This window comes from Robbsia sp. KACC 23696, from assembly GCF_039852015.1.
Lineage (GTDB): Bacteria > Pseudomonadota > Gammaproteobacteria > Burkholderiales > Burkholderiaceae > Robbsia.
In genome coordinates this window covers 905,584-928,863 of the sequence record NZ_CP156627.1, presented here as the reverse complement: position 1 = coordinate 928,863, position 23,280 = coordinate 905,584, and the positions used below count along the sequence as shown (strand labels likewise).

Below are 23,280 nucleotides of genomic sequence, written 5' to 3'. Positions count from 1 at the left end.
GATGATGATGGTGAGCGTTGCTCGGGACGTTACGATGTTCCATATTGCAGATCTTGCCAGATAAATCAGGTCTTGTGCGTATCAACTCAGGAAGTTGTCCTTGATCAGCGAAACGACATCCTTCCCGCGTCCATCTATGACCGCCTTTGCGGAATACAGGGCGGTCCCGAAAACCTGCTCCTTTGCGACCTGCGGCGGCATCACCAGTTCCATCCGATCGGTGGTGACATCCAGCAAAGCCGGTCCCGGATGCGCGAGCCATTTCTGCACGGCCTCTTCCAATGCCTCGGCGTTTTCGACACGACGCCCATAGATGCCGATCGCCTCCGCCACCAACGCGAAATTCGGGTTTTTGAGATCCGTATAGGCATCGAGCAGACCCTCGACCTTCTGTTCCAGTTCGACGAAACCGAGTGAACCATTGTTGAACACGACGAGCTTGACGTCGATCTTCTCCTGCACGGCGGTGATCAAGTCACCCAGCAGCATCGTCAATCCACCGTCGCCGCACAGACCAATCACCTGGCGATCGGGAAACGCCTTCTTTGCGCCCAGCGCCTGAGGCATGGCGTTCGCCATCGTCCCATGCGTCAGGCTGACAACGGTACGACGCTTCCCCGTGGCGCGCGTATGACGCAGTACCCAGACCATCGGCGAGCCACCGTCCGCGGTGAATACCGCGTCCTCCGTGGCGTACTTATCGATCACGGACGTCAGGTACTGCGGATGAATCGCACCACCGCGACCGATCTTGGCGCGCGAATCCCATTGGCCCTTGGCTTTGACATGACGTTTGACGCTATGCTCGAGAAACGCGCTGTCCTCGTGCGGGGTCAGCAGCGGCAGCAAGGCATCGAGCGTGGCGCCGATATCGCCCACCGCGCCGACTTCGATCGGATGACGACGCCCTAGATGCGACGCATCGATATCGATCTGCACGATCCGGGCCTTTTCGGGATAGAACTGTCGCCACGCGAAATCGCAACCGAGCAGCAGTAAGGTATCGCACTCGGAGACCGCCTCATAACCGGAAGCGATACCGAACACACCGGTCATGCCGACATTGTAAGGATTGTCGTACTCGACAAAGTCCTTGGCCCGCGACGTATGGGCGAACGGCGCCTTCAGGCGATCGCACAGCGCCATGATCTGCGCATGCGCCCCTTCGCAACCGGAGCCGCCGTACACCGTTACCTTCTTACCCGCATTCAACACCGCGGCGATGCTTTGCAACTCGGCGTCGTTCGGTCGAATCACCGGGTCCGCACGGTGTACCGCAAACGGCGGCGCGTCGGGCGCCTCCGCACTGGAGACGTCCACCGGCAGAATGATCACGGCAACGCCGCGCTTCGACAGCGCCGCCTGGGCTGCCATGGCGGCCACGCGTGCCGCCTGGGCAGGCGTGCGCACTTCCTGGCAGAACACGCTGCAGGTGTCGTAGATCGGCTTGAAATCGACCTCTTGCGGAAAATCGAAACCGAGTTCATCGCGCGTGATCTGGCTGGCGATCAGCACGACCGGCGCGCGATTACGGTGCGACTCGTACAGCCCATTGATGAAGTGCAAACTTCCCGGGCCGCAGGAACCGGCGCAGAGCGTCAAGCGGTCGGAAAGCATCGCTTCGGCGCCGGCCGCAAAGCCCGCTACTTCCTCGTGGCGCGTATGCACCCACTCGATCTCGCTTCGGCGAATGGCATCGGTGACGTAATTCAGCGTATCGCCCGGAATACCCCAGCAATGCCGCGCCCCGGCTGCCTGCAACGTTTCGACTATGACATCCGCAACACGCTTGCTCATCGCATCCTCCTGGTAAGTACCGGGTGAAATCCAGCCCGAGAAATAATCGATCTCTCTTTAACATACCGGGGATCGCGGCTTCGTGCACAAGGCCGCATTACAAACGCGCTATACGGAAACGGCCCCGCGGTGCAAACCGAAGGGCGTCTGCATCGCGGGGCCGTTTATCGACATGCGTCGGGAGAACGCGCGTTATTGCTTACCCGTCAGATTCGTGCCATGCGTATCCTGTCCCGGTCTGGCGTGGTGTAGATCCGGTTGTGGCGTCCAACCTTGCGCACTCACGGGCGTCGCGTCCTTGCGGATTTTTGCGACGTCCGCGGCGGTCGCGCTGCCCCCTTGATTACCCCAGGCGGTCTGGATATACGAGACGACATCCGCCACCTGCTGATCGCTCAACAGCTCCGCATACGGCGCCATCGTCAAGGCCGACGGTGCGCCTTGCGTTGCCGGCTGCGCGCCGCCCGACAAGACGATATGAATGGCAGACGTCGCATCCTTCGTCTGCAATACCGGATTGCCTGCCAGTGCCGGGAACGCCGAACCGAAGCCGGTGCCGTTCGCCCGGTGACACGCGGCGCAACGATCGAGGTAAAGCGTTGCGCCTGCCGTTGCCGGCTGCCCCGACAGCGCCGCGGCTGTCGCCTTGTCGTCATAGCGATAAGCCGTCGCTTCCGGATGCAAGGGCTGCAGCGTCTTCAAATACTTCGCCATCGCATTGAGATCAGCATCGCTCATATACTGCATCGAATCGACGACGACATCGTTCATGGCGCCGAAGGACGCCGTGTGCTCGTTGCGGCCTGTTTTCAGGAAGGACACGATGTCTGCTTGCGACCAGCCGGCAAGGCCGCCGCCATGCTCGTTTCGCAGCGACGGCGCCATCCAGCCATCGATCGGCCCACCGCCGGACAGGAACAGATGGCTGTCATCGTCGAACAGTCGCTTTTCCTGCATCGTCACGGCGCGCGGCGTATGGCAGCTGCTGCAATGTCCGAGGCCCTCGACCAGATAGGCACCGCGCGCCGTCTCCGCATCCATACCGGCCGTCGCGGAAAAAGGCTTCGGCTCCGGCGCGAAGAACATGCGCCAGAACGTCATGGGCCAGCGCATCGACAAGGGCCAGGGAATGCCGTTTTCCTTGTTCGCCTGTGCCGATGGGGGTACCGCTTGCGTGAAGTAGACGTACAACGCATGCATATCGGCATCGCTCAAGCGCGAATACGAGGGATAAGGCATGGCCGGATAAACGGTATAGCCCGCCTTCGTGACGCCGGTGCGCATCAACTTGGCGAAATCGTCATAAGACCAGTTGCCGATGCCATGTGCCTTGTCCGAGGTGATATTCGTCGAGTACATCGTTCCGATCGGCGACGCCAAGGGCAGACCGCCGGCAAACGGCGTCCCGCCTTTTGCCGTGTGACAGGCGATGCAATCGCCGGCGCGGGCGAGATAGGCGCCGTGCAGCATCTCGGTGTCGGCAGCCGACGCAGGTTTACCCGCCGCCTTGTCGGCATCGAGTTGTGCCTGAAGTGCCTCGTCGGGTGCCGGCGTGGCGACCGGCGCACGCTTCGCCTCGATCGTTTGCACACGATGCGATAACGCGGCCGCGGGCGGCGAAACGACGCTCAACGACGCGTCGGCAAAGGCCGTCTGTACGCTAAGCGTGACGGCGGTAGCGGCCAGCAGCACAGTGCCGGCCGCAAGCAGGGTGGATGTGGTTCTTTTCATGGGGAGGGCACCTGGATCAAGCGTCGACGAGCGGGCGTGGGTCTTTCAAATAAGTCTCGCGAATCGCCTTCGCGGACCAATACGCCAACGCCACCGCAGCGCCTGTCGGGTTATAGCCGATACCTTGCGCAAACACGCCCGAGCCCACGGCAAACACGTTATGCACGTCCCAACTCTGGAGGTAACGGTTCAGCACGCTGGTGTTGCGATCGGTCCCCATGGCCACGCCGCCGGCCCAATGCGTCGTCTGATAGGTGCGCAGGTCCAGATGGTCACCGGACTTCTTCACGCTCACGTTGATGGCCTTCGGATTCATCGCCTGCACCACCTTCTCGAGCTGCCCCGTGACATAGCGGCTCATATTGATGTCGTTGTCTTTCCAATCGAACGTGAAGCGCAACAGCGGTTGGCCGAAGGCGTCCTTATAGGTCGGATCGAGGTCGACATAGACGTCGCGATAGGGCATGTTCGCGCCATGCGAGTCCATCGACATCACATTCAAATAGCTGTCCTTCACCGCGGACTTCCATTGCTTGCCCCACTTCGGCGTCCCGGGCGGTACCGAGATGCCGGAAATTGGTTTGGCGCCGGCCGGGTTCGACCATACCGGGGAACCGCCGACAAAACCCAAGGGACCGTGATCGAAGTTATCGCCATTGAAATCGTCGATGGCGACGCCGTTGCCCCCCGCGCCGATGAATCCGTTAATGTTCTTGCCGGGCTCGAAGAACGCCTGCACCGATCCCATCATCTGGAATGCGACATTTCGACCAACCGTGCCGGTGCCGCTGACCGGGTCATATGGCTTGCCGATGCCCGACAGCAAAAACAGACGCGCATTGTTGTACGCGAACGTACTGGCAATAACGAGATCCGCAGGCTGATGCACGGTGTTGCCGTCGGCATCGACATAGGTCACGCCCTTGGCTTTTTTCTTCGTATCGTCGAGATCGATGCGCAGGACATTGCAGTTGGCGCGCAGCGAGAACAACTTGGACTGACGCAGTGCCGGCAGAATGTTGACGTTCGGCGAAGCCTTCGAATAGTTGTAACACGCATAGCCGGAGCAATAGCCGCAGAACGTACACGGCCCCATTTGACAACCGTATTGATTGACATAGGGTTGCGAGACATTGGCCGAGGGCAGCGCGAAGGGATGCAATCCCAACTCCTGTGCGGCCTTGCGGAAGATCGCGGACTGGTATTGCTCTTTCTGCGGCGGCGTTGGAAAGTCCGATGAACGATTGGCTTCGAAGTAATTGCCTTCCGGGTTCACCACCTTGCCATTGACACGGTAGGCGACGCCGGAGGTGCCCATCATCTTTTCACCGAAGTCGAAGAAGGGCTCGAGCTCTTCATACGTGACGCCCCAATCCTGCAGCGTCATATCCTTCGGAATGAAGTTCTTGCCGTAACGCTCTTCGTAGTGACTACGCATGCGCAACTCTTCCGGCAGGATACGCCAGTGACAACCGGACCAGTGCAAGCCCGCGCCGCCAACGCCGTCGCCCGGCTTGAACAAGGCCATCTGCCGATACGGAATCGCCGTGTCGGCCATTTTTTGGCGAAAGGTGAAAGACGACTTATTCAGATTCTGGAACAACTTGAAGCGCTGCAGGTACGTCAGTTCGTCGATCGTCTTCGGATAAGCGCCGTCGGGATAGGTATCGCGATATTCGCCCCGCTCCAGCGCGACGACGTTGAGTCCGGCTTCCGTCAATTCTTTTGCCATGATGGCGCCCGTCCAGCCGAAGCCGACGATAACAGCGTCCACCGCTTGCATGGTTTTATCTGCCATGTCTCGTATTCCTGCCTTTGCGTATGTGGTGATGCGATGCGATGCGATGCGCGCATCGGAGAGAGTCGATGCGACGAATCAGCCCCGCGATACCGGAGGCAGCGGATAGCGTTTACCGTACTGATCGACCCAGTCGTAATAGTCCGCGCGGGCGCCGGGGAAACCGATCATCTTCCAGGCCGCCATCCCTTTATTCCCACCGTGCACCGGATCGCAGAAATACCCTTCGTGCACGTTCTGCAATAGCTGCCCGAAGAACGCATCGCCCGGCAGATCGGCCAGCTTCAACGTGCCCTTTTCCAACGCGCCGACCACCAACTCACGTTGCGCGGCATCCATCTGCGTGAAGGACTTGCCGTACTGCGCCTGAACCGCTGTCTCGAAATTGTGCAAGCCTTTGCGATACAGCTCGCGGGGCGACTCGGGCAGTTGGTAACCGAAAACGGCCGGCGCGTCCGGCTGGTGCGGACCGTCCATATACCAAAGGCCGCCATGCGCGTAGGGCGTGTCCATCTGTTTGTCGATGAACTCGACGACACCCGCTTCCACCCCACCTGGGCCGGTTTCGTCGGCAGGAATCAAGGTGTCGACCAACGCCGCCAAGGTATCGAATTCCTGCTGCGAGAAATACGTCGGCTTATAAGGGCCGCTATCCTGGGCTTGAGCATCGCCGGCGAACAACGCCCCGGCGGACAAGGCGCCACTACCGGCAGCGACCGCCGCGGGCGCACCCGCCACGGCCTTGATGAGAAACGCTCGGCGGTTAGCCGAAATGCTGATTTTTTTCATTTCCGTATCGCGGAGACGGCGCCATGGCGCAGCGCCTGATTGGGGAGCGGCATACCTACTGTACATCGCAAACTGGCCGAACCTTACTATGGAACCGATCCCATTTTAAGCCCTTACGCCGCAATAACAAGATGTGTCAACTGTAATAATGCGACGTGGCGCCACATGCGACGCGGCGTACCACGCCGGCCGAACGACCAGCCGACGGGCCTTCGGTCGGGTTTACCGATGCGTGAAATGAAGTTTAATAGCCCGCCGCCGTGCCGGCCGGTCGACGCGGATCGTTCGCGCCATAGAGCCAACCGACGCGAACTTTCCCCGACACCCCCGCGTCGTTTCCGGAACTGGCCCCCGCTGCAACCGCGTCGGTACCGGGCAGCCCGACCAGAATCAGCTCGGCCGCGCCCCAGGGCGTTTGCTCGACCATTTTGTAGCCCATCTTTTGCATGATGCCGAGCGAATCCGGAGAAACGCCGCGCGTCTCGTAATAGACCTCGTCCGGCAGCCACTGCTGGTGAATCCGCGGCGCATCCACCGCTTCCTGCGGTGCCATCCCAAAATCGATGACATTCAATGCCGTCTCCAGTGTGATCGTGATGATCCGCGAGCCACCCGGCGAGCCGAGCACCATGAAGACCTTGCCATCCTTTGTCACAATCGTCGGCGCCATCGAGGACAGCGGGCGCTTACCCGGCGCAATGGCGTTTCGCTCGCCCTGGACCAAGCCATACAGATTCTGCGCTCCCACCTTCGTCGTGAAATCGTCCATTTCATCGTTGAGGAAGAAGCCGGTGCCCGGTGCCATCACGACCGCGCCAAAGCGACCATTGATCGTATAGGTCGTGGAAACCGCATTACCTTGCGCATCGGCAATCGAATAGTGCGTCGTCTCCGGCTTTTCATGCAGGCCATCACCGGGCTTGACGGTTTGCGAAGGCGTCGCACGATCCGTCTCGATATGCGTTCGGATATCGGCGGCATAACTTTTACTCAACAGCTTATCGAGCGGGTTATTGATGAAGGCCGGATCGCCCAGCAAGGTATTGCGGTCGAGATAGGCATGCCGCATCGCCTCGGCCATCACGTGCATCGACGCCGCGGATCCATAACCCATCGCGCGCAGATCATAGCCTTCCAGCACGTTGAGGATCTCGCACATCGTCACGCCGCCGGAGCTGGGCGGCGGTGAGGAGATAAAGGTGTAGCCGCGATAATTGCAGCGCAACGGCTCCGTGTCGTCCGCTTTGTACGCGGCGAAATCGGCCGCGCGCAGCAAGCCATTGTTCTTCTCGGAGGCGGCTTCGATGGTTTGCGGAATGCTGCCACGATAGAAGGCATTCGGGCCTTCCTGCGCAATGCGCTCCAGTGTGTTCGCCAGATTGCGCTGCACCAGCCGGTCGCCTGGTTGCAGCGGACTGCCATCGGGGCGCAGGAAAATACGACGCGCCTCCGCATCGTCCTTGAAACGCGTGATCGTCGTATCGAGGATGTCCGTGTCGGCCCGGGTCAGCACGAAACCGTCGCGGGCGAGCTTGATCGCCGGCAGCATGACCTGTCGCCGCGTCAGCTTGCCGTAGGTACGCTGCGCCAGATCGAGCCCCGCGACCGTTCCCGGCACGCCCACCGCGCGATAGCCGTAAAGACTTTCGCCTTTTCGCAGATTACCGCTCTCGTCCAAATACATATTGGCCGTTGCGGCGGCCGGTGCTTTTTCTCGAAAATCGATGAAGCGATCGCGGCCATCGGCAAGATGCAGCGTCATGAACCCGCCGCCGCCGATATTCCCGCAACACGGGTTCACCACGGCTTCGGCATAACCGACCGCCGCCGCCGCATCGATCGCATTGCCGCCCATTTTGAGAATGTTCACGCCGACGTCGGTCGCGAGCGTCTGCGATGTCACCACCATGCCGCTGCGGGCTTCCGTCGCCGGCATCGACGCCGCGTCGGCACCGATCGGCGCGAAAGTCAGTGTCAACGACAGCACGGCGAGCGAGGCGGCCGGCAGCGCAGTCGCGCGGCACAGTCGGTCACGCCCGCTAGACGATGTGCCGGGCGGCACCTGGCGCGCGCTCCCCGTGCCCAGACGCTGGACCTGCGCGGCAACACGATCAATGACAACGCGTGTCACGCCGAGCGTGGTGGTGAAACATTTCATCGGCCGTCTCCCTTATTTGGAAAAACCATTGTACTGATCCCGTAAATACTTCATGCGGCGTGCGCGTCCTGGGCGTCCGTTGCCGCGGGTAAGTCCGACGGGTCCCCTCTAAAAAATCCGCGGCGACATCGGGGGCGGACGCGACGGGGCGGGAAGGGTCCGATCCACGCCGGCCGGGTCTCAATTCCTCGAAAACACCCTGCACCTCTTTATTCTCAAAAAATATAAGCATATACTCCAATGTGATATAGAAAACTGCGGGAGTCCCCATGCTGTTCCGGCAAATTTTCGATCGCACCTCAAGTACCTATACCTACCTGCTAGCGTCCCGCCCCGGCGGCGAGGCGTTGATCATCGATCCGGTCAAGGAACATCTGCAGCAGTATCTGCGCTTGATCACAGAGCTGGATCTGAAACTGGTGCAGGCGATCGATACGCATACGCACGCCGACCACATTACCGCCCTCGGCGATTTACGAGACGCGGTCCAGTGCACGACGATCATGGGCGAGCGCACGCACGCCCATTGCGTTAGTCGGCATGTGCGTGAGGGCGAACGCCTGGACATCGACGGCGTGCGTCTGCAGGCGGTGTACACACCGGGCCATACCGATGAATCGTTCAGCTTCGTGCTGGAGCCGGACAAGCCGCGCGCGGTATTCACCGGCGACGTGCTTCTGATCCGAGGCAGTGGACGTACGGACTTTCAGGGCGGCGATCCGCATCGCTCCTGGGACTCCATCGTCAACAAGCTGTTCACGTTGCCGGACGATACGCTCGTCTATCCTGCGCACGACTACAAAGGCATGACCGCGTCCTCGATCGGCGAGGAAAAGCACTGGAATCCGCGTCTGGCCGGTAAAACCGAGGCCGAGTATGTCGCCTTGATGCGCGGCTTGAACCTGCCCAATCCCGCTTTGATGGATATAGCCGTCCCGGCGAATCTCGCCTGCGGGCAAGCGACGCTCACGGCGCGCGATGACGTCGTTCGCCACGGCTGAACCCTGGCCACCATCATGTCGATCCTCCACGCCTTCCTCACGGTGCCCGCGGCAACGCAGGCACTCGCCGCGGCCATCTGCGGCGCTTTCGTCAGCTTCGCTCTCGGCCTGGTCGGCGGTGGCGGATCGATTCTGGCCGTACCGTTGATGCTGTATGTCGTCGGATTGCACAATCCGCATATCGCCATCGGCACGGCCGCGCTTGCCGTCGCGATCAACGCTTACCTGAATCTGATACCGCATGCGCGCAGCGGCAGCGTCCGGTGGGGTGCGGCATTTGCTTTCGCCGCGAGCGGCGTGGTGGGCGCGACCTTGGGATCGAGCGTTGGCAAACAGATCGATGGGCAGCGCCTGATCGTCTATTTCGCGATGTTGATGCTGTTCGTCGCCGCGCTGATGTTGCGCGGCCAGTTCCGCCCGGCATGTGCCGCCGATACGTCGCCGATGCGCTATGGCCGCGTATGTTGCACTGGCATCGGCGCAGGCGGCCTGTCCGGCTTTTTCGGGATTGGTGGCGGCTTTCTGGTCGTGCCCGGATTGATGCTGTCGGCGCGACTGCCGATCATCGAAGCGATCGGCACCTCCTTGTTTGCTGTCGGCTCCTTCGGTCTGACCACGGCCGCCAATTATGCGATGTCGGGTCAGGTCGATTGGGCGATTGCATGCGAGTTCGTCGCGGGCGGGGCGATCGGCGGTTGGCTGGGGGCCCGTTCAGCCGCCCGTCTCGCACAACTGCGCGGCGTCTTGAATAGCCTGTTTGCGGCGATGATCGTCGCGGCGGCAGCGTATATATTGTATCGCTCGCGGCAGGGCTGATATCCCGCAGCGGCATGGTGTCGTAGCATTCGTCAGCGCCGGCGCGCCGTCCTGCCCCGCCGCGGATTTAGGAGATTGCCGAAATGCCGATCCATGCCTGATAGCTGACGTATAAGCCTATCAGCACCATTACCGTGCTCGACAGGTAGGGCGCGCGCCGGGCCAGGGACGCCAGCCAAGGCCAGCGCATCGACGCTTTACGTAAGCTCACCGCCGCCGCAACGCCGACCGTCACCAGCGTCAGCGCCAAGCCCACGCTGAAGCACAGCACGAGCCCCGCACCCAGCGCCAACTGCTGCATTTGCAAGCAGAGCAACAAGACGGTGATGGCCGCAGGACAGGGCACCAATCCGCCCGTCAGACCGAACAAGACGATTTGCCCGGTGCCGACCGTCCGGTTGGCAAAGCGTGTTTCGATGTCGCGTGCGTGGGCGCGTTCGTGCGCATCCTGATATACCGACGGCGTGACCTCGGGCAACGCGTCGCCGGTCGTGCCGGATCCGGGGGGCGTACCGAAGGCGAGATCGTAGTCGTGGGTATGTCCGGTATGACCGAGGCTCAGGCGTACTTCGAAGCGGTACGGCTCCGGAACCGGCTCGATCGATTCGAGATAGTCCCCTTTGTCGAAAAAGCCGAAACGCTGCTTGCGGCCATCGGCGCGCGTCGTCACGATCGAGACCGAGCGCGCACGCCATGCCTGTCCCCCGATCGTCCGCACACGCCAGCGCCGCGTCGCGCCATCACCTTGCAAGAATAGGGAGACACTGCCGTGGCCCGTATCGATCGTGCGCGGCGCGTCGGTGTCGACCGTCGCCCGATCGTCGACACCTCGCCGCCATGTGCGCTCGTCGCGCCAGGTGCGCCACAACATCCAGAGTGCGATCAGCATCACGAGCAGCGCCGAGGCAAGCTGAAAATACGGCTCCGTCTTCGATGCATCAAGATGACGACCCAGCGCCATGCCGCCGATCGCGACGATCCACACGATCAATGTGTGCGAAAGGGTGGCCGACAGCCCCAGCAAGATCGACTGCTTAACCGTGCCCCTCACGGCGACGATAAACGCCGCCATCATCGTCTTGGAGTGCCCGGGCTCCAGGCCGTGCAAGGCACCCAGCACGATCGCTGCTGGAAAATAAAGCCAGGGATGCCCATTGCCGTGGACAAGTACATCGGACAGATTCATGACTTGCCTTTTTTTACAGGTACTTCGTGATCTGTTTGAACGTTTCCAAAGCGTCGCGCTGGCCGCTCGCGATCGCCTGCACGCTGTCTTCCAGGCAGTGATCGATATGGTCCTGGATCAAGATGCGCTTTGCCTGACAGACGGCCTTTTCCACGGCAAACAGTTGCTGCGCGATATCGACGCAAGGGCGCCCCGCTTCCAGCATTGCCGTGATGCTGCGCAGATGCCCTTCGGCACGCAGGCCTTTCGGGCGGTAATGCCCGCGACCCGACGCGCACTGGCGCGCATTTACCCGCAGAAAACAGGACGTTTTTCATGGATCGGTTGCAAGCGATGCAGGTGTTCGTGCATGTGGTGGAGCTCGGCACCTTCGCTGCCGCCGCAAACGCGACTGCCCCCGCAAACGGCGGCCTTCACTGCTTGGCTCGACGACCTGCTGGCAGGGCGACACGCGCCTGTCTGATCAGCCCTTATCCGACGCGATCGACGAAAAGGCGGTCGACGGCGCGCCTTCCACGTTCGACTGCGGGCGTGACGCGCCCGCTTCCCGGCGCCGCAACATCGACTGCACACGCGTGATGACCGATTCGAGCGAGAACGGCTTCGTCAGCATTTCCATGCCGTCCGCCAGGAAGCCATTCGCCGCGGCGACCTCGGCATACCCTGTGACGAAGAGAATCGGCAAGTCCGGGCGCACCACCCGGGCGATGTCGATCATCTGCCGACCGTTCATGCCCGGCAGACCCACGTCGGTCATGACGAGATCGATTGTCTCGTTCGACTCGAGAATCGCCAGGCCGGATGGACCATCGTGCGCCGACACGGTCCGATATCCGGACTGCTCGAATAGAACGCCCAGCAATTCGCGAATCGTCGCGTCGTCGTCGACAAGCAAAATGGTCTCGCCCGATCCGAGATTGTGATGCGCGCGTGCCTGCACCGGCGCCTGATCCAGCGCAGCGTCCGCCAGGACTTCCGGCAGCAACAGTTCCACTGTCGTGCCGTTGCCCACGCGGCTCTGGATTCGCATGAAGCCACCAGACTGTCCGACGAAGCCATGGACCATCGATAAACCGAGACCGGTTCCCCTGCCAAGCGGCTTGGTGGTGAAGAACGGCTCGAAGGCCTGATCGACGATATGAGGCGGCATGCCGGTGCCATTATCGGTAACCGCGATACAGATATAGCGTCCCGGTAATGCATCCCGATATTGCTCCGCCACCGCTTCACTAATCGTCTCGATCCGCGATTCGAGCGTCAGGACGCCGCCATCCGGCATGGCGTTGCAGGCATTGATCGAAAGATTCAGCAAGGCGCTTTCAAGCTGATGCGGATCACAGCGCACGGCGCCGGGCTGGCTATCGGGCCGCAGACGAATCTCGATTTTTTCGGCGGCGTACTGTCGCAAGAGATCGGTGAGTGTCGGAATCAATTGCGAGACATCGACCGCGCGCGGCGCCAGCGGTTGCCGGCGGGCGAACGCCAGCAAGCGATGCGTGAGGGCCGCCGCTTTATGCGCCGAACCCATAGCCATCTCGATAAAACGCTCGAGCTCCGTAAACCGTCCGCGCGCCAGCAACTGGCGAATCAATTCGAGCGGGCCCAGCACGCCTTGCAGCATATTGTTGAAATCGTGCGCCAGGCCGCCTGTGAGGTGGCCCACCGCCTCCATTTTCTGGCTCTGCCGCAACTGCTGCTCGAGCAGACGCTGGGAGGTCATATCCAGCCCGACACCGGTGCGCCGAACCGGGACCCCTTCTTCGTTGAAATACGTATGGCCGCGAGACAGCACCCAGCGCGTCGAGCCATCCGGATGGACAATACGATATTCAAGCTCTAGGTCACCGCTGCGTATCAAGCCGCCCGTCATCGTCTTGCGCAACGCAATCAGATCGTCAGGATGGACGTTCGCCAGGAAACGCGCACGCTTGATGCCGCTGGCCGCCTCCTCTGCATCGATCCCATAAAGGGCGGAAATGGCGGCGTCGCAAAAAAAGCAATCGCTGGCCACTTCGTATGTCCAAACGCCCACGCCATTCACCGCGGACAGCGCGAGACGCGCAAAATCGCGCGAATCTTCCAGCGCGATTTCTCGACGGCGCTGCTCGGTGATGTCGCGAATCGCGCAGTAGATTCGGCCACCCTCGCGCGTCGCGGACCAGGAGGCAAACCGGTATTCACCGCCCGCCGTTACGAGGCGGCCCTCGAAATCGTGCGTCGAACCCGATACGTCGAGCGGCAGCAAACCTTCGCTCAACGTATCGAGATCGTCAGGGTGTACCAAGGACAGCAACGGACGACCGACGATGTCCTCGACGGGCCAACCCAATGCAAGGCACCACGTCCGATTGGCATCCAGCACGACGCCATCGCGATCGATAATCGCGAGCATCTCGTGACTGACCCGCGAAAAGATATCGCTTTCCTTTCCTTCCGCCGCTAAAAGTGGCCGAAAGGAGGCGCCGTCGCCCGAGCGCTGCGTGCAGATTCCGCCGACGACGTCGCGATCGCGCGCCCGCGAACGCGTCGCGGATTGGTCTGCCTCGCTGCCTGCGGGATTGTCGATCGTCATGCCCAGTGAATAGCCAAAAAAAGCCGGTGAGTATCCGGCCAGGGCGATAGTGTACGACGGGGCGGCCGATTTGGCCGACTACCACCCTTTTTCCGTCTCATTTATACGGCAGTCGCCGCAGAAGGCGGTCCCGCGTCCCGCCGACGTGACCGACCCTTAATTTAACATAACAACCCGGCCTTCCGCGGCAGCGTCTCGCGCTTTTCCATGCGCGCCGATACCCCTTCGCCGATTCGTTTCTGCTTAGGGCCGACATCGATCGGCAAGCACCGTGCGTTTTCTCACGCACACCATCTATAAGCGTTCGCTATTTCGGCAGACGAAAACGGTCTTGGTCGTCATTTTATGGTCAACGTAATTTACAGCGGTCCGACTCGTTCAACCTCCTAAAAATGAGAAAACCGATGAAGCCGTCTGTTCGCACCGCGCTATCCGGCACCGTAATAGCCGCTACCGTCCTTCCTGCACTAGCGCATGCGCAATCCAGCGTGACCCTGTATGGGATCATCGATGAAGCGGTACGCTTCGATACCCATCAAACCACCACTGGCGGCAAGCTTTATACGATGGGCAGCGGCGGCCAACTATCGGGCAGCCGGTGGGGTCTGCAGGGCACGGAAGACCTCGGCAGCGGCATGAAGGCGTTCTTCCAATTGGAAGCGGGCTTCACGCCGAACACCGGCGTGCCGCAACAAGCCACCGCGTCGGGCGCGCAACGCTTGTTCGGTCGAACCGCGATCGTCGGACTTTCCAGCGATACGTATGGCTCGATCATCCTGGGGCGGCAGTACACGTTGGTGCATGAAATGGCCTACACGCATGATCTCTATGCGCTGTCCAACTACACCGGAACGTTGGGCTTCCAAGGTGCCGGAGAGACCGGCGGCGGTCGCCTGGACAATACGGTCCGCTACACGTCGCCCACGCTGTATGGCTTTACGCTGCGCGGCGCCTACACGTTCGGCAACACCGCCGGCGATACGCACCGAGCATCGTCCCCCGCCGTCAGCCTCTCTTATGACCACGGCCCGCTGAGCGTGGGCGCCGCGTATCAGGTGATCAACGACATCGGCGGCTTAACCCCGGCGACGAGCCCCTACGGCAGCACGTATTTCGGCATCACGATTCCGGACAGCCAGCAGAAGGTCTTCACCGTCGGCGCAACGTATAAATTCGCGCAAGCCACCGTCTACGCATCCTATATCTATAGCCACGTGTATCCGGCGGACTATCGCAACGATTCGTTCTCCGCAGGGGTCAATTATGCATTCACGCCGACGATTCACTTGCTGGCAGCGGCCTATGTCGACAGCGTCAAACATGCCAGCACGCAGGGCACCCGGATCACGGCGGGGCCGACGCTCGACTACGCGCTGAGCAAGCGAACCGATATCTACGCTGGCGTCGACTATAGCCACCTGACCGGCGCCTGGACGACACTAGCCGCCACGACGGGATCGAATCAACCGTTCTTCGGCTTCAACTCGCTATTCGAAGCGACGATCGGCCTGCGTCACAAGTTCTGACGCACGCCTTGGTCGCCGCTGGCAGGGTGCCCTTTCGCGGCGCCCTGCCAGCGTTTCTGCAGCACTTTGGTGTACCGGCATAAGATGAGCACGACGCATTCTCCCCATCCCTCCCCTTCCCCGCAGCCCGTATCGGCGCCGACGCTGAACTTCAAGGACGCCCTTTGCGCGATGCTCGGTATCGCGACCGTGCTGATGATGTCGGCGCTGGACCAGACCGTCATCGGCAATGCGTTACCGAGTATCGCGGCGGACCTGCACGGTTTCTCGCTCTATGCATGGGTCGCGACAAGCTATCTGCTCGCCTCCATCGTCACTATCCCGATATTCGGCAAGCTTGGAGACGCGTATGGCCGAAAGTCTTTTGTCCTCTCCGCTGCGATCCTATTCACCGTGGCATCGCTGCTGTGTGCCTTGGCGCCCAGCATGTCGATGCTGGTGCTGGCGCGCTTCCTTCAAGGCATAGGCGGCGGCATGATGATCGGCACCGCCTTCGCCTGTATCCCGGAATTGTTCCCGGATACCGCCCGTCGTCTCCGCTGGCAGATGCTGCTCAGTGCGCTGTTCAGCGTCGTCAATGCCTTCGGGCCGACCTTGGGCGGCGTGCTGACGCAGCACTATAGCTGGCGATCGGTGTTTTACTTGAATCTTCCGTTCGGCGTCATCGCCACCTTCTTGGTCTGGCGCTTTCTGCCTTCCGTGCCGCCCGCCGCGGGTGCGCCCAAGCGCATCGATTGGCTGGGTGCCGCGCTGTTGACCGTTCTGTTGAGCGCACTGCAGATTGCCGTGCAATGGCTGCCGACGGAGGGTTTCGATGGCAGAACCATCGGCTTGCTCCTCTTGACGCTTGTCGCGTTAATCGCGCTGATTGCATGGGAACGGCGTGCGTCGGATCCGCTGCTGCCAGCGGTCCTTTTCTCGGATCGGCAATTAAGAACGATCTTTCTGCTCGCGGCTTTGGCCGGCGGCATCATGTTCGTGATGTTGTTCTATATGCCGATGCTGCTGCAAGGCGTACTGTCCTACACCCCTCAAGATGCCGGTCTGTTGATCACGCCCCTGGTCCTGTGCATTACGCTGGGCGCCATCGTCAATGGTCGGATCGTGACGAAACTGCATAATCCGAACCGTCTGGTCGTGTTCGGCTTCACGATGTTATTGCTCGCCAGCGTCGGCCTGTTGACGTCGACGCGCCATGCGACCTTCTTGACGCTGCTGGTGCTGATGTTTGCCGCCGGCATCGGTTTCGGCTTCATCTATCTGAACCTGACCGTCTTCACGCAGACGCTCGCCCCACGCGTGCATCTCGGCATCGCAACGGCCATGACACAGTCGATCCGCCTCGTGGGCGGCATGCTCGGCACCGCACTGGTAGGCTCGATCGTCGACGCGTGCTATCGCAAGGGGGTGGTGGACGGCTTTGCGGCACACCACTGGTTGGCGCGAATCGCCCCCTATACCGACCCAAAGATACTTTTTCCGGGCGCCGATCGCTCCATGCTCACCGGGCAAAGCGCCGAGCTTTCAGCGATGGGGCAGATTGCACGTGAAGCACTGGCACACGCACTGTTGATCGGCTTTTCGCTGTCGAGCGTCCTGGCGCTTGCCGGCTTGATGCTGGTCATAAAGCTGAACCCCGTCGTCCTGCCTGGCAAGAAGTCGACGTCCTGATCGATACGAGGCCGGATCGCGCCGCCCGCGAGGGCAGCGCATCCCGGCATCCGCTTATCGAACGTCCCGGAAAGCCTCGGCCATCAGCGCGATCCCTTCCTCGATGACATCGAGCGAGGTCGCGATCGACATTCTGAAATAACCCGGCGTGCCATACGCGGTGCCGGCGATGACGGCCACCCCCTTTTCTTCGAGCAGGTACATGACGACCTCGTTGTCGTCGCCGAGTGTTCTGCCGCCTGCCGTCGTCTTGCCGATCAGCCCCTGGCAGTTCACGTAGAGATAGAAGGCCCCGCCCGGCGCGCGGCAACTCAGACCCGGTGTGGCGTTGATCAGCGCCGCGGCACGATCGCGACGTTGGCGATAGACCGCGACGGATTCCTTGACGAAGGACTGGTCGCCTTGCAAGGCCGCCAGTGCGGCCGCCTGACTCACCGAGCAGGCATTGCTGGTCGATTGCGACTGCAAGGTCTCCATCGCCGCGATGATATCGGCCGGACCGGCGGCATAGCCGATACGCCAGCCAGTCATCGCATAGGTTTTCGATACGCCGTTGACAATGACGATACGCGATAGCAAAGCCGGTTCGACCTTGCCCAGATGGACCAAGGGCGCATCGTTATAGGCAATGTGCTCGTAGATGTCGTCGGTCAATATCAAGACATCGGGATAGTCGAGCAACACGTCGGCAAGCGACCGCAAGTCCGCGGCGTTATAGGTTGCGCCGGTCGGATTGGTTGGTGAGTTCAACAACAACCAACGCGTGCGCGGCGTCAAAGCCGCACGCAAGGTAGTGGCATCCAGCTTGAAATCATTCTGCTCCAGGCACGGCAGCACCACAGGCACCCCTTCGCAGGCAAGCGCCATATCGGGATAGGATACCCAGTACGGCGCCGGAATCAATACTTCGTCACCCGGCTCGATCGTCACCGACAGTGCATTGAAAATGGCATGTTTCGCGCCGCACGTGACCAGTACATTTTTGGGATCGACCGTCAGACCGTTTTCGCTTTCCAGCTTGGTGGCAATGGCCGCGCGCAAGGCCGGCGTACCGGCGTTCTGCGTATAGCGCGTCTCGCCCCGCGCGATGGCATCGCAAGCGGCCTGCCGAATATGCGCGGGGGTATCGAAGTCCGGCTCTCCCACCACCAGGTTCACGATCTTTTTGCCGGCACGACGGAGCGCCGCTGCCCGGTCGGCGGCGGCGCTGCTCGGGGATGGCTTGACTCGGGAAATTCGAGCCGCGATGCGGTTTGGACCACGCGATGCAATCACTTCCAGCTCCTAAATCGGAATAAACGTCATTGCACGTTACAAAAACCGAAATAGTGCTGCAAAGACCGATTTCATCTGGCAAGAGAAGCTTTGCTTATGTCTGAGATAGATAGCAGCCACGGACGTGGCGCCATGCGGCGTACGCATCGCCATCAAGACCGACAAATACGGGCCGTTACTTGCTCGCGACAATTGTTTCGGCCTAGTATTAGCTACTCCCTCATCAACCACATACGGCTTTGAACCTCCGGCGCCTTAAATATTTCGTGAAGATCGTTGACGCCGGCAGTCTGACGCAGGCTGCCGAGATGCTTCATATCGCCCAGCCGGCACTGAGCCAGCAGTTGATCACGCTCGAGGAAGAATTCCAGCAGCAACTGCTCGTAAGAACCAAACGTGGTGTGATGGCAACGGATGCAGGACTGGCGCTGTATCGGCACGCCCAGGCCATTCTGAGACAGTTGGAGATGGCGCAGGCCGACGTCAAAAGCGCGGGCAAGAGCTTGACCGGACAGGTCTCCGTCGGTCTGGCGCCCGGCACCGGGGCGTCCGCATTGTCGCTGCCCTTGCTACGGGCGGTGCGCTCGCGTCATCCCGATATCCTGCTCTACATCAACGAGAATTTCGGCACGACGCTCAGCGAATTGATCATGAACGGCCGCATGGACATGGCCGTGTTGTATGGCGACAAGCCGGCCAATGGCCTGACGTTCCAATTGCTCGCCAATGAAGACCTGTACTTGCTGGCGCCGCGCAACATCCCGATCGAGGGACCGACCGTCGAAGTGGATGCACTCCGCGATGTGCCGCTGTTGCTGCCCCGCCCGTACAACTACTTGCGCAAATACGTCGATGAGGGATTCGCACGCATGCAGCAAGTGCCCAAAGTGATCGCCGAAATCGAATCGGCGGCGACATTGGCGGCCGCGGTGGGCGCAGGTCTCGGCGCGACGATCCTGCCGGACTCCACGGCGAAAGTGGTTGCCGCCAGTTGCGACGCCACCGTGCATCGCATCGTCTCGCCCGCCATCAACATTCCACTGTCGCTGTGTCTGTCCGACAGGTTACCGCTTTCCGAACCGGCCAACGCCGTCAAGGATATCCTGCTTGAAATTGCGGCTGCCCAGCCGCATGACACGCTTGGCGCCGCGACGGACGCTTGATCCCGATCGCTTCTGCCGCTGTCCTTTCCGTCGCGCATCATCATGGCCTCGACGCGCCTTAATCTAAGGCGCGACCGGCTGGCGGCCGTCCCCGCTTCAGGACATAAGCGGGGCTTATCTACCCACAGGTATTCCGTCTTGGTCTAATTTTTTTCAAGGGATACAGTCTGGTCAGTGTTTGCCAAATCTGACGGTCTGAGATGCATCTAGAGAAGATTGAAGCGTTGATCACCTTGCTGCATGCTTCCAGCGTGAGCGAGCTGTCATTACGTGAGGGCGATAGCACGCTCCGCCTTACGCGCAGCATGCCCCCCACCGGACAGGCGCGGTCGTCCGCCGCGCCTCTGCTTGACGACATGCAATGCGACAAGCAAGAGGATGTCGCGGCCGAGCCTGCGCCTGACGAGGCTGTCAGTAGCCCGCCGTCTCATAAATCGCCGATGCAAGCGGCCGACATTGCGATTCCCTCGCCGATGTTCGGGGTCGTCCATCTGACCCCATCGCCGAACGATCCCGCCTTCGTCACGCTCGGCGATACGGTCACTGTCGGCACGACGCTCTGCACCGTCGAAGCGATGAAGACCTTCAACGCGGTGGAAGCCGAAACTGCCGGCGTCGTCACGGCCATCCTGGTGAAAGCCGGGGATGAAGTCAAACCCGGCCAGATCCTGTTCCGTATCGCACCATGAGCTTTTCCAAGATACTGATCGCGAATCGCGGGGAGATTGCGCTGCGTATCATGCGTGCCTGCCGCGAATGCGATATCGCGACCGTCGCCGTGTATTCGGAAGCCGACGCGCACGCCGCCCATGTGCGATTTGCCGATGAGGCATGGTGTATCGGGCCGGCGGCAGCCTCGGCCAGCTATCTGAATCAAGCGGCGATCCTGTTCGCCGCCACCGTCAGCGGCGCGGAAGCGATCCATCCAGGATATGGCTTCCTTTCCGAAAACGCCACGTTCGCAGCACGTGTGGAAGCACAAGGCATGACATTCGTCGGCCCGACGCCTGATGCGATCCGGACGATGGGCGACAAGGTGGCGGCAAAGCGGGCGATGCGCGCGGCGGGCGTGCCCTGCGTGCCGGGCCCCGATACGTCGCTGCCCGATACGCCCGACGCGATCCTGGCAGTCGCACGGGAGATCGGCTTTCCGGTGATCGTGAAAGCCGCCGGTGGCGGTGGCGGCCGAGGCATGCGTGTCGTGGAAAGCGAGGCGTCCTTGCTGTCGGCGGTGGCGACCACGCGCGAGGAAGCGCGGCGCGCGTTCGGCCGGCCCGAACTGTATATCGAGAAATTTCTCGAATACCCGCGCCATGTCGAGATTCAAGTGTTATGCGACAGCCACGGCGGTGCCGTGTGGCTGGGATCCCGAGACTGTTCGATCCAGCGTCGTCACCAGAAGGTGCTCGAGGAGGCACCGGCACCCGGCATTCCGGCCGCGTCTTTGCAAGCGGTGGGCGAACGCTGCGTGGCGGCATGCCGTCAGATCGGGTACCGCGGCGTCGGTACCTTCGAATTCCTGTTCGAGAATGGCGAATTCTACTTTATCGAGATGAACACGCGGCTCCAGGTCGAGCATCCCGTCACCGAGGAAATCACCGGCATCGATCTGGTCAAGGAGCAGATTCGTGTTGCCCAGGGTCTGCCGCTGACGATCCGCCAAGAGGACATCCAGAGCGCCGGACACGCCTTCGAATGCCGAATCAATGCCGAGGATCCGTTCAGCTTTGCGCCCTGTCCCGGTGTGGTATCGGCATGGACCGTTCCGGGCGGCCATGGCGTGCGCGTCGACTCTCATATGTCCGCCGGCGCCGAGATTCCGCCCTACTACGATTCGATGATCGGCAAGCTGATCGTGCGCGGCAAGACGCGTGAGGAAGCGATATCGCGGATGCGCGTGGCACTCGACGGCATCGTCGCCGAGGGCGTGAAAACCAATATTCCCTTGCATCGCGCACTATTTCGAGATGCAGGACTGATCGCCGGCGGCGCGGATATTCACTATCTCGAACGCTGGCTGACGCAAAGGGCTGTGCCATGACGGTAATCGAGCAGCAAACGGCGACGCTTACACGCGCCGCAGAGCAGACGTCCGGTCAGAACGACCATCCGCTGCAGATCAGCTTGCTGGGAACGCGCGCCGTGCTGTTCGAAGCGCCAGGCGCGTTGGACCTCTCGACGCAGCGTCGCATCTGGTCGCTGGCACGGATGACGCAAGCCTGGGAGGACGTCGACGAGGCCGTCCCCGGCATGGCCAATTTGATGGTGACCTTCGTTCGGCCGCCGCGCGACATCGATGGCCTGTTTCATGCGCTGCGCGATGCGTGGGAGTCGTCGGACGCGCTGACGCTCGAAGGCAAGACGATGGTTCTGCCTGTGGTGTATGGCGGCGATGGCGGCCCGCATCTGGCCGATGTCGTGGCCCACACGGGACTGAGCATCGACGATATCGTGCAACGCCACGCCGCGCCACGCTACACGGTGTATGCATTGGGCAGCCATCCCGGCTATTGCTATCTGGGCGGCATGGATCCGACCATCGCCGCACCCCGGCGGAAAGTGCCGGTCGTACGCTTGCCGGGCGGATCGGTGTCGATCGGCGGCGTGCAAACCGGGGTTTCGGCCTCGGCCGGCCCTAGCGGCTGGAATACGATCGGCTCGACCACGGCGGCATTTTTCGATGTGGATCGGCAACCGGCGGCATTGCTCGCCCCGGGCGACATTGTTATTTTCGAGATCGCCCAGGTGATCCGTCCAAAAGGCACAGGCGCACCATCATGATCGAAATCCTGTCGAATGTCGCATTGGCGACAGTGCAAGATCTCGGGCGCTCCGGCTATCTGGCGGTGGGCGTGGGACATTCCGGCGCGATGGATCGCATCGCCCTGCGCGTGGCCAACATCATGCTCGGCAATGACGAGGATGCGGCGGCCATCGAGATTCCGCTCTTTCCCTTCCGCGTCCGATTCGACGCCGATATCGACTTTGTCGTCAGCGGCGCCGCCGGGCCGACGCAATTGGATGGCGCGCGCGTGCTTCCCACCTGGGTCACGCACGCACGCGCCGGCCAGACGTTGACGATCGGACATCCGCTGCACGGTGCGCGCAGCTATCTGCAAGTCACCGGCGGCATCGACGTTCCCGTCGTCCTGGGTTCCCGAAGCACCCAGATGCGCGGGGCGTTCGGCGGCTTCGAAGGTCGGGCGCTGCGAAAAGGCGATGTGCTGCCTTTTGCTCCGGCGACAACGCTCCGCGCGCAGGGCGAGCGCACGCCGTCTCCGGTCCCTTTCGGCATTCTCGATCCATCGCTTGCCATTACCGCGGCAATGCCGCCGGCGTCCGGCACCGCGGCGGGCGCGCCGATCATCCCCTTGCGGGTGCTGCCGGGCGCGGAGTACGACCTGTACACATCCGCGTCGCTCGCCGATTTTTGGGATAAAGGCTGGCGCGTGACACCGCAAAGCGATCGATACGGCTATCGACTCGATGGCCCGGGTCTGGTCGCGCGCGCGACGCTCGAAAAGCGCTCGCACGGCATTGTTCCCGGCGTGATTCAAGTGCCCCACAGCGGCCAGCCGATCATTCAGTTAAGCGATGCGCAGCCCTCGGGGGGGTATCCCAAGATCGGTACGGTCATCGAGGCCGATTTATGGCGACTCGCGCAAGCCCCTATCGGTTCGACCTTGCGTTTCGTGAAAACCGATTACGCCGAAGCGGTGGCCGCGGAAGCGGGCGTCGATGCCTACCTGGCGCAGGTTCGTCACGCCGCCAGCCTGATGCGCGGCGCCGTGTAGCAC

18 protein-coding genes are annotated in these 23,280 nt (G+C 61.5%); 9 read left to right on the top strand and 9 right to left on the bottom strand.

Features of this window, described 5'->3' with window-relative positions; translation table 11 throughout:
- Nucleotides 1-81: 81 nt before the first annotated feature.
- The 5 genes from ABEG21_RS18700 to ggt all read right to left on the bottom strand — a co-directional run bounded on the left by ABEG21_RS18700 (nt 82) and on the right by ggt (nt 8,051).
- On the bottom strand, nt 82-1,797 hold the full coding sequence (locus tag ABEG21_RS18700) for a thiamine pyrophosphate-dependent enzyme (protein WP_347556923.1): 1,716 nt from the start codon (nt 1,795-1,797) through the stop codon (nt 82-84).
- Nucleotides 1,798-1,989: 192 nt separating this feature from the next.
- On the bottom strand, nt 1,990-3,528 hold the full coding sequence (locus ABEG21_RS18695) for a cytochrome c (protein WP_347556922.1): 1,539 nt from the start codon (nt 3,526-3,528) through the stop codon (nt 1,990-1,992).
- A 16-nt stretch (nt 3,529-3,544) separates the two neighbouring features.
- The gene (locus ABEG21_RS18690) at nt 3,545-5,326 is read right to left on the bottom strand and encodes a GMC family oxidoreductase (RefSeq protein WP_347556921.1); all 1,782 of its coding nucleotides are present in this window, start codon (nt 5,324-5,326) and stop codon (nt 3,545-3,547) included.
- Between the two features lie 78 nt (nt 5,327-5,404).
- Nucleotides 5,405-6,115, bottom strand: a complete 711-nt coding sequence (locus tag ABEG21_RS18685) for a gluconate 2-dehydrogenase subunit 3 family protein (RefSeq protein ID WP_347556920.1) — start codon at nt 6,113-6,115, stop codon at nt 5,405-5,407.
- A gap of 244 nt (nt 6,116-6,359) precedes the next feature.
- Nucleotides 6,360-8,051 carry a gamma-glutamyltransferase gene (ggt, locus tag ABEG21_RS18680; protein ID WP_347558085.1) on the bottom strand — a complete coding sequence of 564 codons (1,692 nt, stop codon included), beginning with the start codon at nt 8,049-8,051 and terminating at the stop codon, nt 6,360-6,362.
- A 491-nt stretch (nt 8,052-8,542) separates the two neighbouring features.
- On the opposite strand from ggt, the gene ABEG21_RS18675 reads away from it, so the two are divergent.
- A complete protein-coding gene (locus ABEG21_RS18675) occupies nt 8,543-9,274 on the top strand; it encodes an MBL fold metallo-hydrolase (protein WP_347556919.1) in 732 nt (243 codons plus the stop codon).
- Nucleotides 9,275-9,289: 15 nt separating this feature from the next.
- On the top strand, nt 9,290-10,090 hold the full coding sequence (locus ABEG21_RS18670; RefSeq protein ID WP_347556918.1) for a sulfite exporter TauE/SafE family protein: 801 nt from the start codon (nt 9,290-9,292) through the stop codon (nt 10,088-10,090).
- A gap of 67 nt (nt 10,091-10,157) precedes the next feature.
- On the opposite strand, the gene ABEG21_RS18665 is transcribed toward ABEG21_RS18670, so the two are convergent.
- The 3 genes from ABEG21_RS18665 to ABEG21_RS18655 form a co-directional block, all read right to left on the bottom strand.
- Nucleotides 10,158-11,276, bottom strand: a complete 1,119-nt coding sequence (locus tag ABEG21_RS18665; protein WP_347556917.1) for a nickel/cobalt efflux transporter — start codon at nt 11,274-11,276, stop codon at nt 10,158-10,160.
- A gap of 13 nt (nt 11,277-11,289) precedes the next feature.
- On the bottom strand, nt 11,290-11,574 hold the full coding sequence (locus ABEG21_RS18660; RefSeq protein ID WP_347558084.1) for a metal-sensing transcriptional repressor: 285 nt from the start codon (nt 11,572-11,574) through the stop codon (nt 11,290-11,292).
- 165 nt (nt 11,575-11,739) lie between these two features.
- Complete coding sequence (locus ABEG21_RS18655) at nt 11,740-13,848, bottom strand: PAS domain-containing protein (RefSeq protein WP_347556916.1); 2,109 nt, start codon at nt 13,846-13,848, stop codon at nt 11,740-11,742.
- Nucleotides 13,849-14,252: 404 nt separating this feature from the next.
- Between ABEG21_RS18655 and ABEG21_RS18650 the strand changes: the two genes are divergently transcribed.
- A complete protein-coding gene (locus tag ABEG21_RS18650; RefSeq protein WP_347556915.1) occupies nt 14,253-15,374 on the top strand; it encodes a porin in 1,122 nt (373 codons plus the stop codon).
- Nucleotides 15,375-15,458: 84 nt separating this feature from the next.
- Nucleotides 15,459-17,045, top strand: coding sequence for a DHA2 family efflux MFS transporter permease subunit (locus ABEG21_RS18645; protein ID WP_347556914.1), 1,587 nt, complete (start codon nt 15,459-15,461; stop codon nt 17,043-17,045).
- A gap of 54 nt (nt 17,046-17,099) precedes the next feature.
- On the opposite strand, the gene ABEG21_RS18640 is transcribed toward ABEG21_RS18645, so the two are convergent.
- Entirely contained in the window at nt 17,100-18,317 is a 1,218-nt protein-coding gene (locus ABEG21_RS18640; RefSeq protein ID WP_347558083.1) for an aspartate transaminase, read from the bottom strand.
- A 242-nt stretch (nt 18,318-18,559) separates the two neighbouring features.
- Here ABEG21_RS18640 and nac point away from each other — a divergent pair, with 242 nt between their 5' ends.
- The 5 genes from nac to ABEG21_RS18615 all read left to right on the top strand — a co-directional run bounded on the left by nac (nt 18,560) and on the right by ABEG21_RS18615 (nt 23,277).
- Complete coding sequence (gene nac / locus ABEG21_RS18635; RefSeq protein WP_347556913.1) at nt 18,560-19,483, top strand: nitrogen assimilation transcriptional regulator NAC; 924 nt, start codon at nt 18,560-18,562, stop codon at nt 19,481-19,483.
- A gap of 200 nt (nt 19,484-19,683) precedes the next feature.
- Nucleotides 19,684-20,172 carry a biotin/lipoyl-containing protein gene (locus ABEG21_RS18630; protein ID WP_347556912.1) on the top strand — a complete coding sequence of 163 codons (489 nt, stop codon included), beginning with the start codon at nt 19,684-19,686 and terminating at the stop codon, nt 20,170-20,172.
- Nucleotides 20,169-21,524 (top strand): acetyl-CoA carboxylase biotin carboxylase subunit, encoded by a 1,356-nt coding sequence (accC, locus tag ABEG21_RS18625; protein WP_347556911.1) that lies wholly within the window; start codon nt 20,169-20,171, stop codon nt 21,522-21,524. The genes ABEG21_RS18630 and accC overlap by 4 nt, the downstream gene beginning before the upstream one ends.
- Nucleotides 21,521-22,264, top strand: coding sequence for a 5-oxoprolinase subunit PxpB (pxpB, locus tag ABEG21_RS18620; RefSeq protein ID WP_347556910.1), 744 nt, complete (start codon nt 21,521-21,523; stop codon nt 22,262-22,264). The genes accC and pxpB overlap by 4 nt, the downstream gene beginning before the upstream one ends.
- Nucleotides 22,261-23,277, top strand: a complete 1,017-nt coding sequence (locus tag ABEG21_RS18615) for a biotin-dependent carboxyltransferase family protein (RefSeq protein ID WP_347556909.1) — start codon at nt 22,261-22,263, stop codon at nt 23,275-23,277. The genes pxpB and ABEG21_RS18615 overlap by 4 nt, the downstream gene beginning before the upstream one ends.
- Nucleotides 23,278-23,280: the final 3 nt, after the last annotated feature.

What these genes read in the sequence shown, in the direction of transcription:
- ABEG21_RS18700 (WP_347556923.1), bottom strand. Translation starts at nt 1,797, where the DNA reads ATGAGCAAGCGTGTTGCGGATGTCATAGTCGAAACGTTGCAGGCAGCC.
- ABEG21_RS18695 (WP_347556922.1), bottom strand. Translation starts at nt 3,528, where the DNA reads ATGAAAAGAACCACATCCACCCTGCTTGCGGCCGGCACTGTGCTGCTG.
- ABEG21_RS18690 (WP_347556921.1), bottom strand. Translation starts at nt 5,326, where the DNA reads ATGGCAGATAAAACCATGCAAGCGGTGGACGCTGTTATCGTCGGCTTC.
- ABEG21_RS18685 (WP_347556920.1), bottom strand. Translation starts at nt 6,115, where the DNA reads ATGAAAAAAATCAGCATTTCGGCTAACCGCCGAGCGTTTCTCATCAAG.
- ggt (WP_347558085.1), bottom strand. Translation starts at nt 8,051, where the DNA reads ATGCCGGCGACGGAAGCCCGCAGCGGCATGGTGGTGACATCGCAGACG.
- ABEG21_RS18675 (WP_347556919.1), top strand. Translation starts at nt 8,543, where the DNA reads ATGCTGTTCCGGCAAATTTTCGATCGCACCTCAAGTACCTATACCTAC.
- ABEG21_RS18670 (WP_347556918.1), top strand. Translation starts at nt 9,290, where the DNA reads ATGTCGATCCTCCACGCCTTCCTCACGGTGCCCGCGGCAACGCAGGCA.
- ABEG21_RS18665 (WP_347556917.1), bottom strand. Translation starts at nt 11,276, where the DNA reads ATGAATCTGTCCGATGTACTTGTCCACGGCAATGGGCATCCCTGGCTT.
- ABEG21_RS18655 (WP_347556916.1), bottom strand. Translation starts at nt 13,848, where the DNA reads ATGACGATCGACAATCCCGCAGGCAGCGAGGCAGACCAATCCGCGACG.
- ABEG21_RS18650 (WP_347556915.1), top strand. Translation starts at nt 14,253, where the DNA reads ATGAAGCCGTCTGTTCGCACCGCGCTATCCGGCACCGTAATAGCCGCT.
- ABEG21_RS18645 (WP_347556914.1), top strand. Translation starts at nt 15,459, where the DNA reads ATGAGCACGACGCATTCTCCCCATCCCTCCCCTTCCCCGCAGCCCGTA.
- ABEG21_RS18630 (WP_347556912.1), top strand. Translation starts at nt 19,684, where the DNA reads ATGCATCTAGAGAAGATTGAAGCGTTGATCACCTTGCTGCATGCTTCC.
- accC (WP_347556911.1), top strand. Translation starts at nt 20,169, where the DNA reads ATGAGCTTTTCCAAGATACTGATCGCGAATCGCGGGGAGATTGCGCTG.
- pxpB (WP_347556910.1), top strand. Translation starts at nt 21,521, where the DNA reads ATGACGGTAATCGAGCAGCAAACGGCGACGCTTACACGCGCCGCAGAG.
- ABEG21_RS18615 (WP_347556909.1), top strand. Translation starts at nt 22,261, where the DNA reads ATGATCGAAATCCTGTCGAATGTCGCATTGGCGACAGTGCAAGATCTC.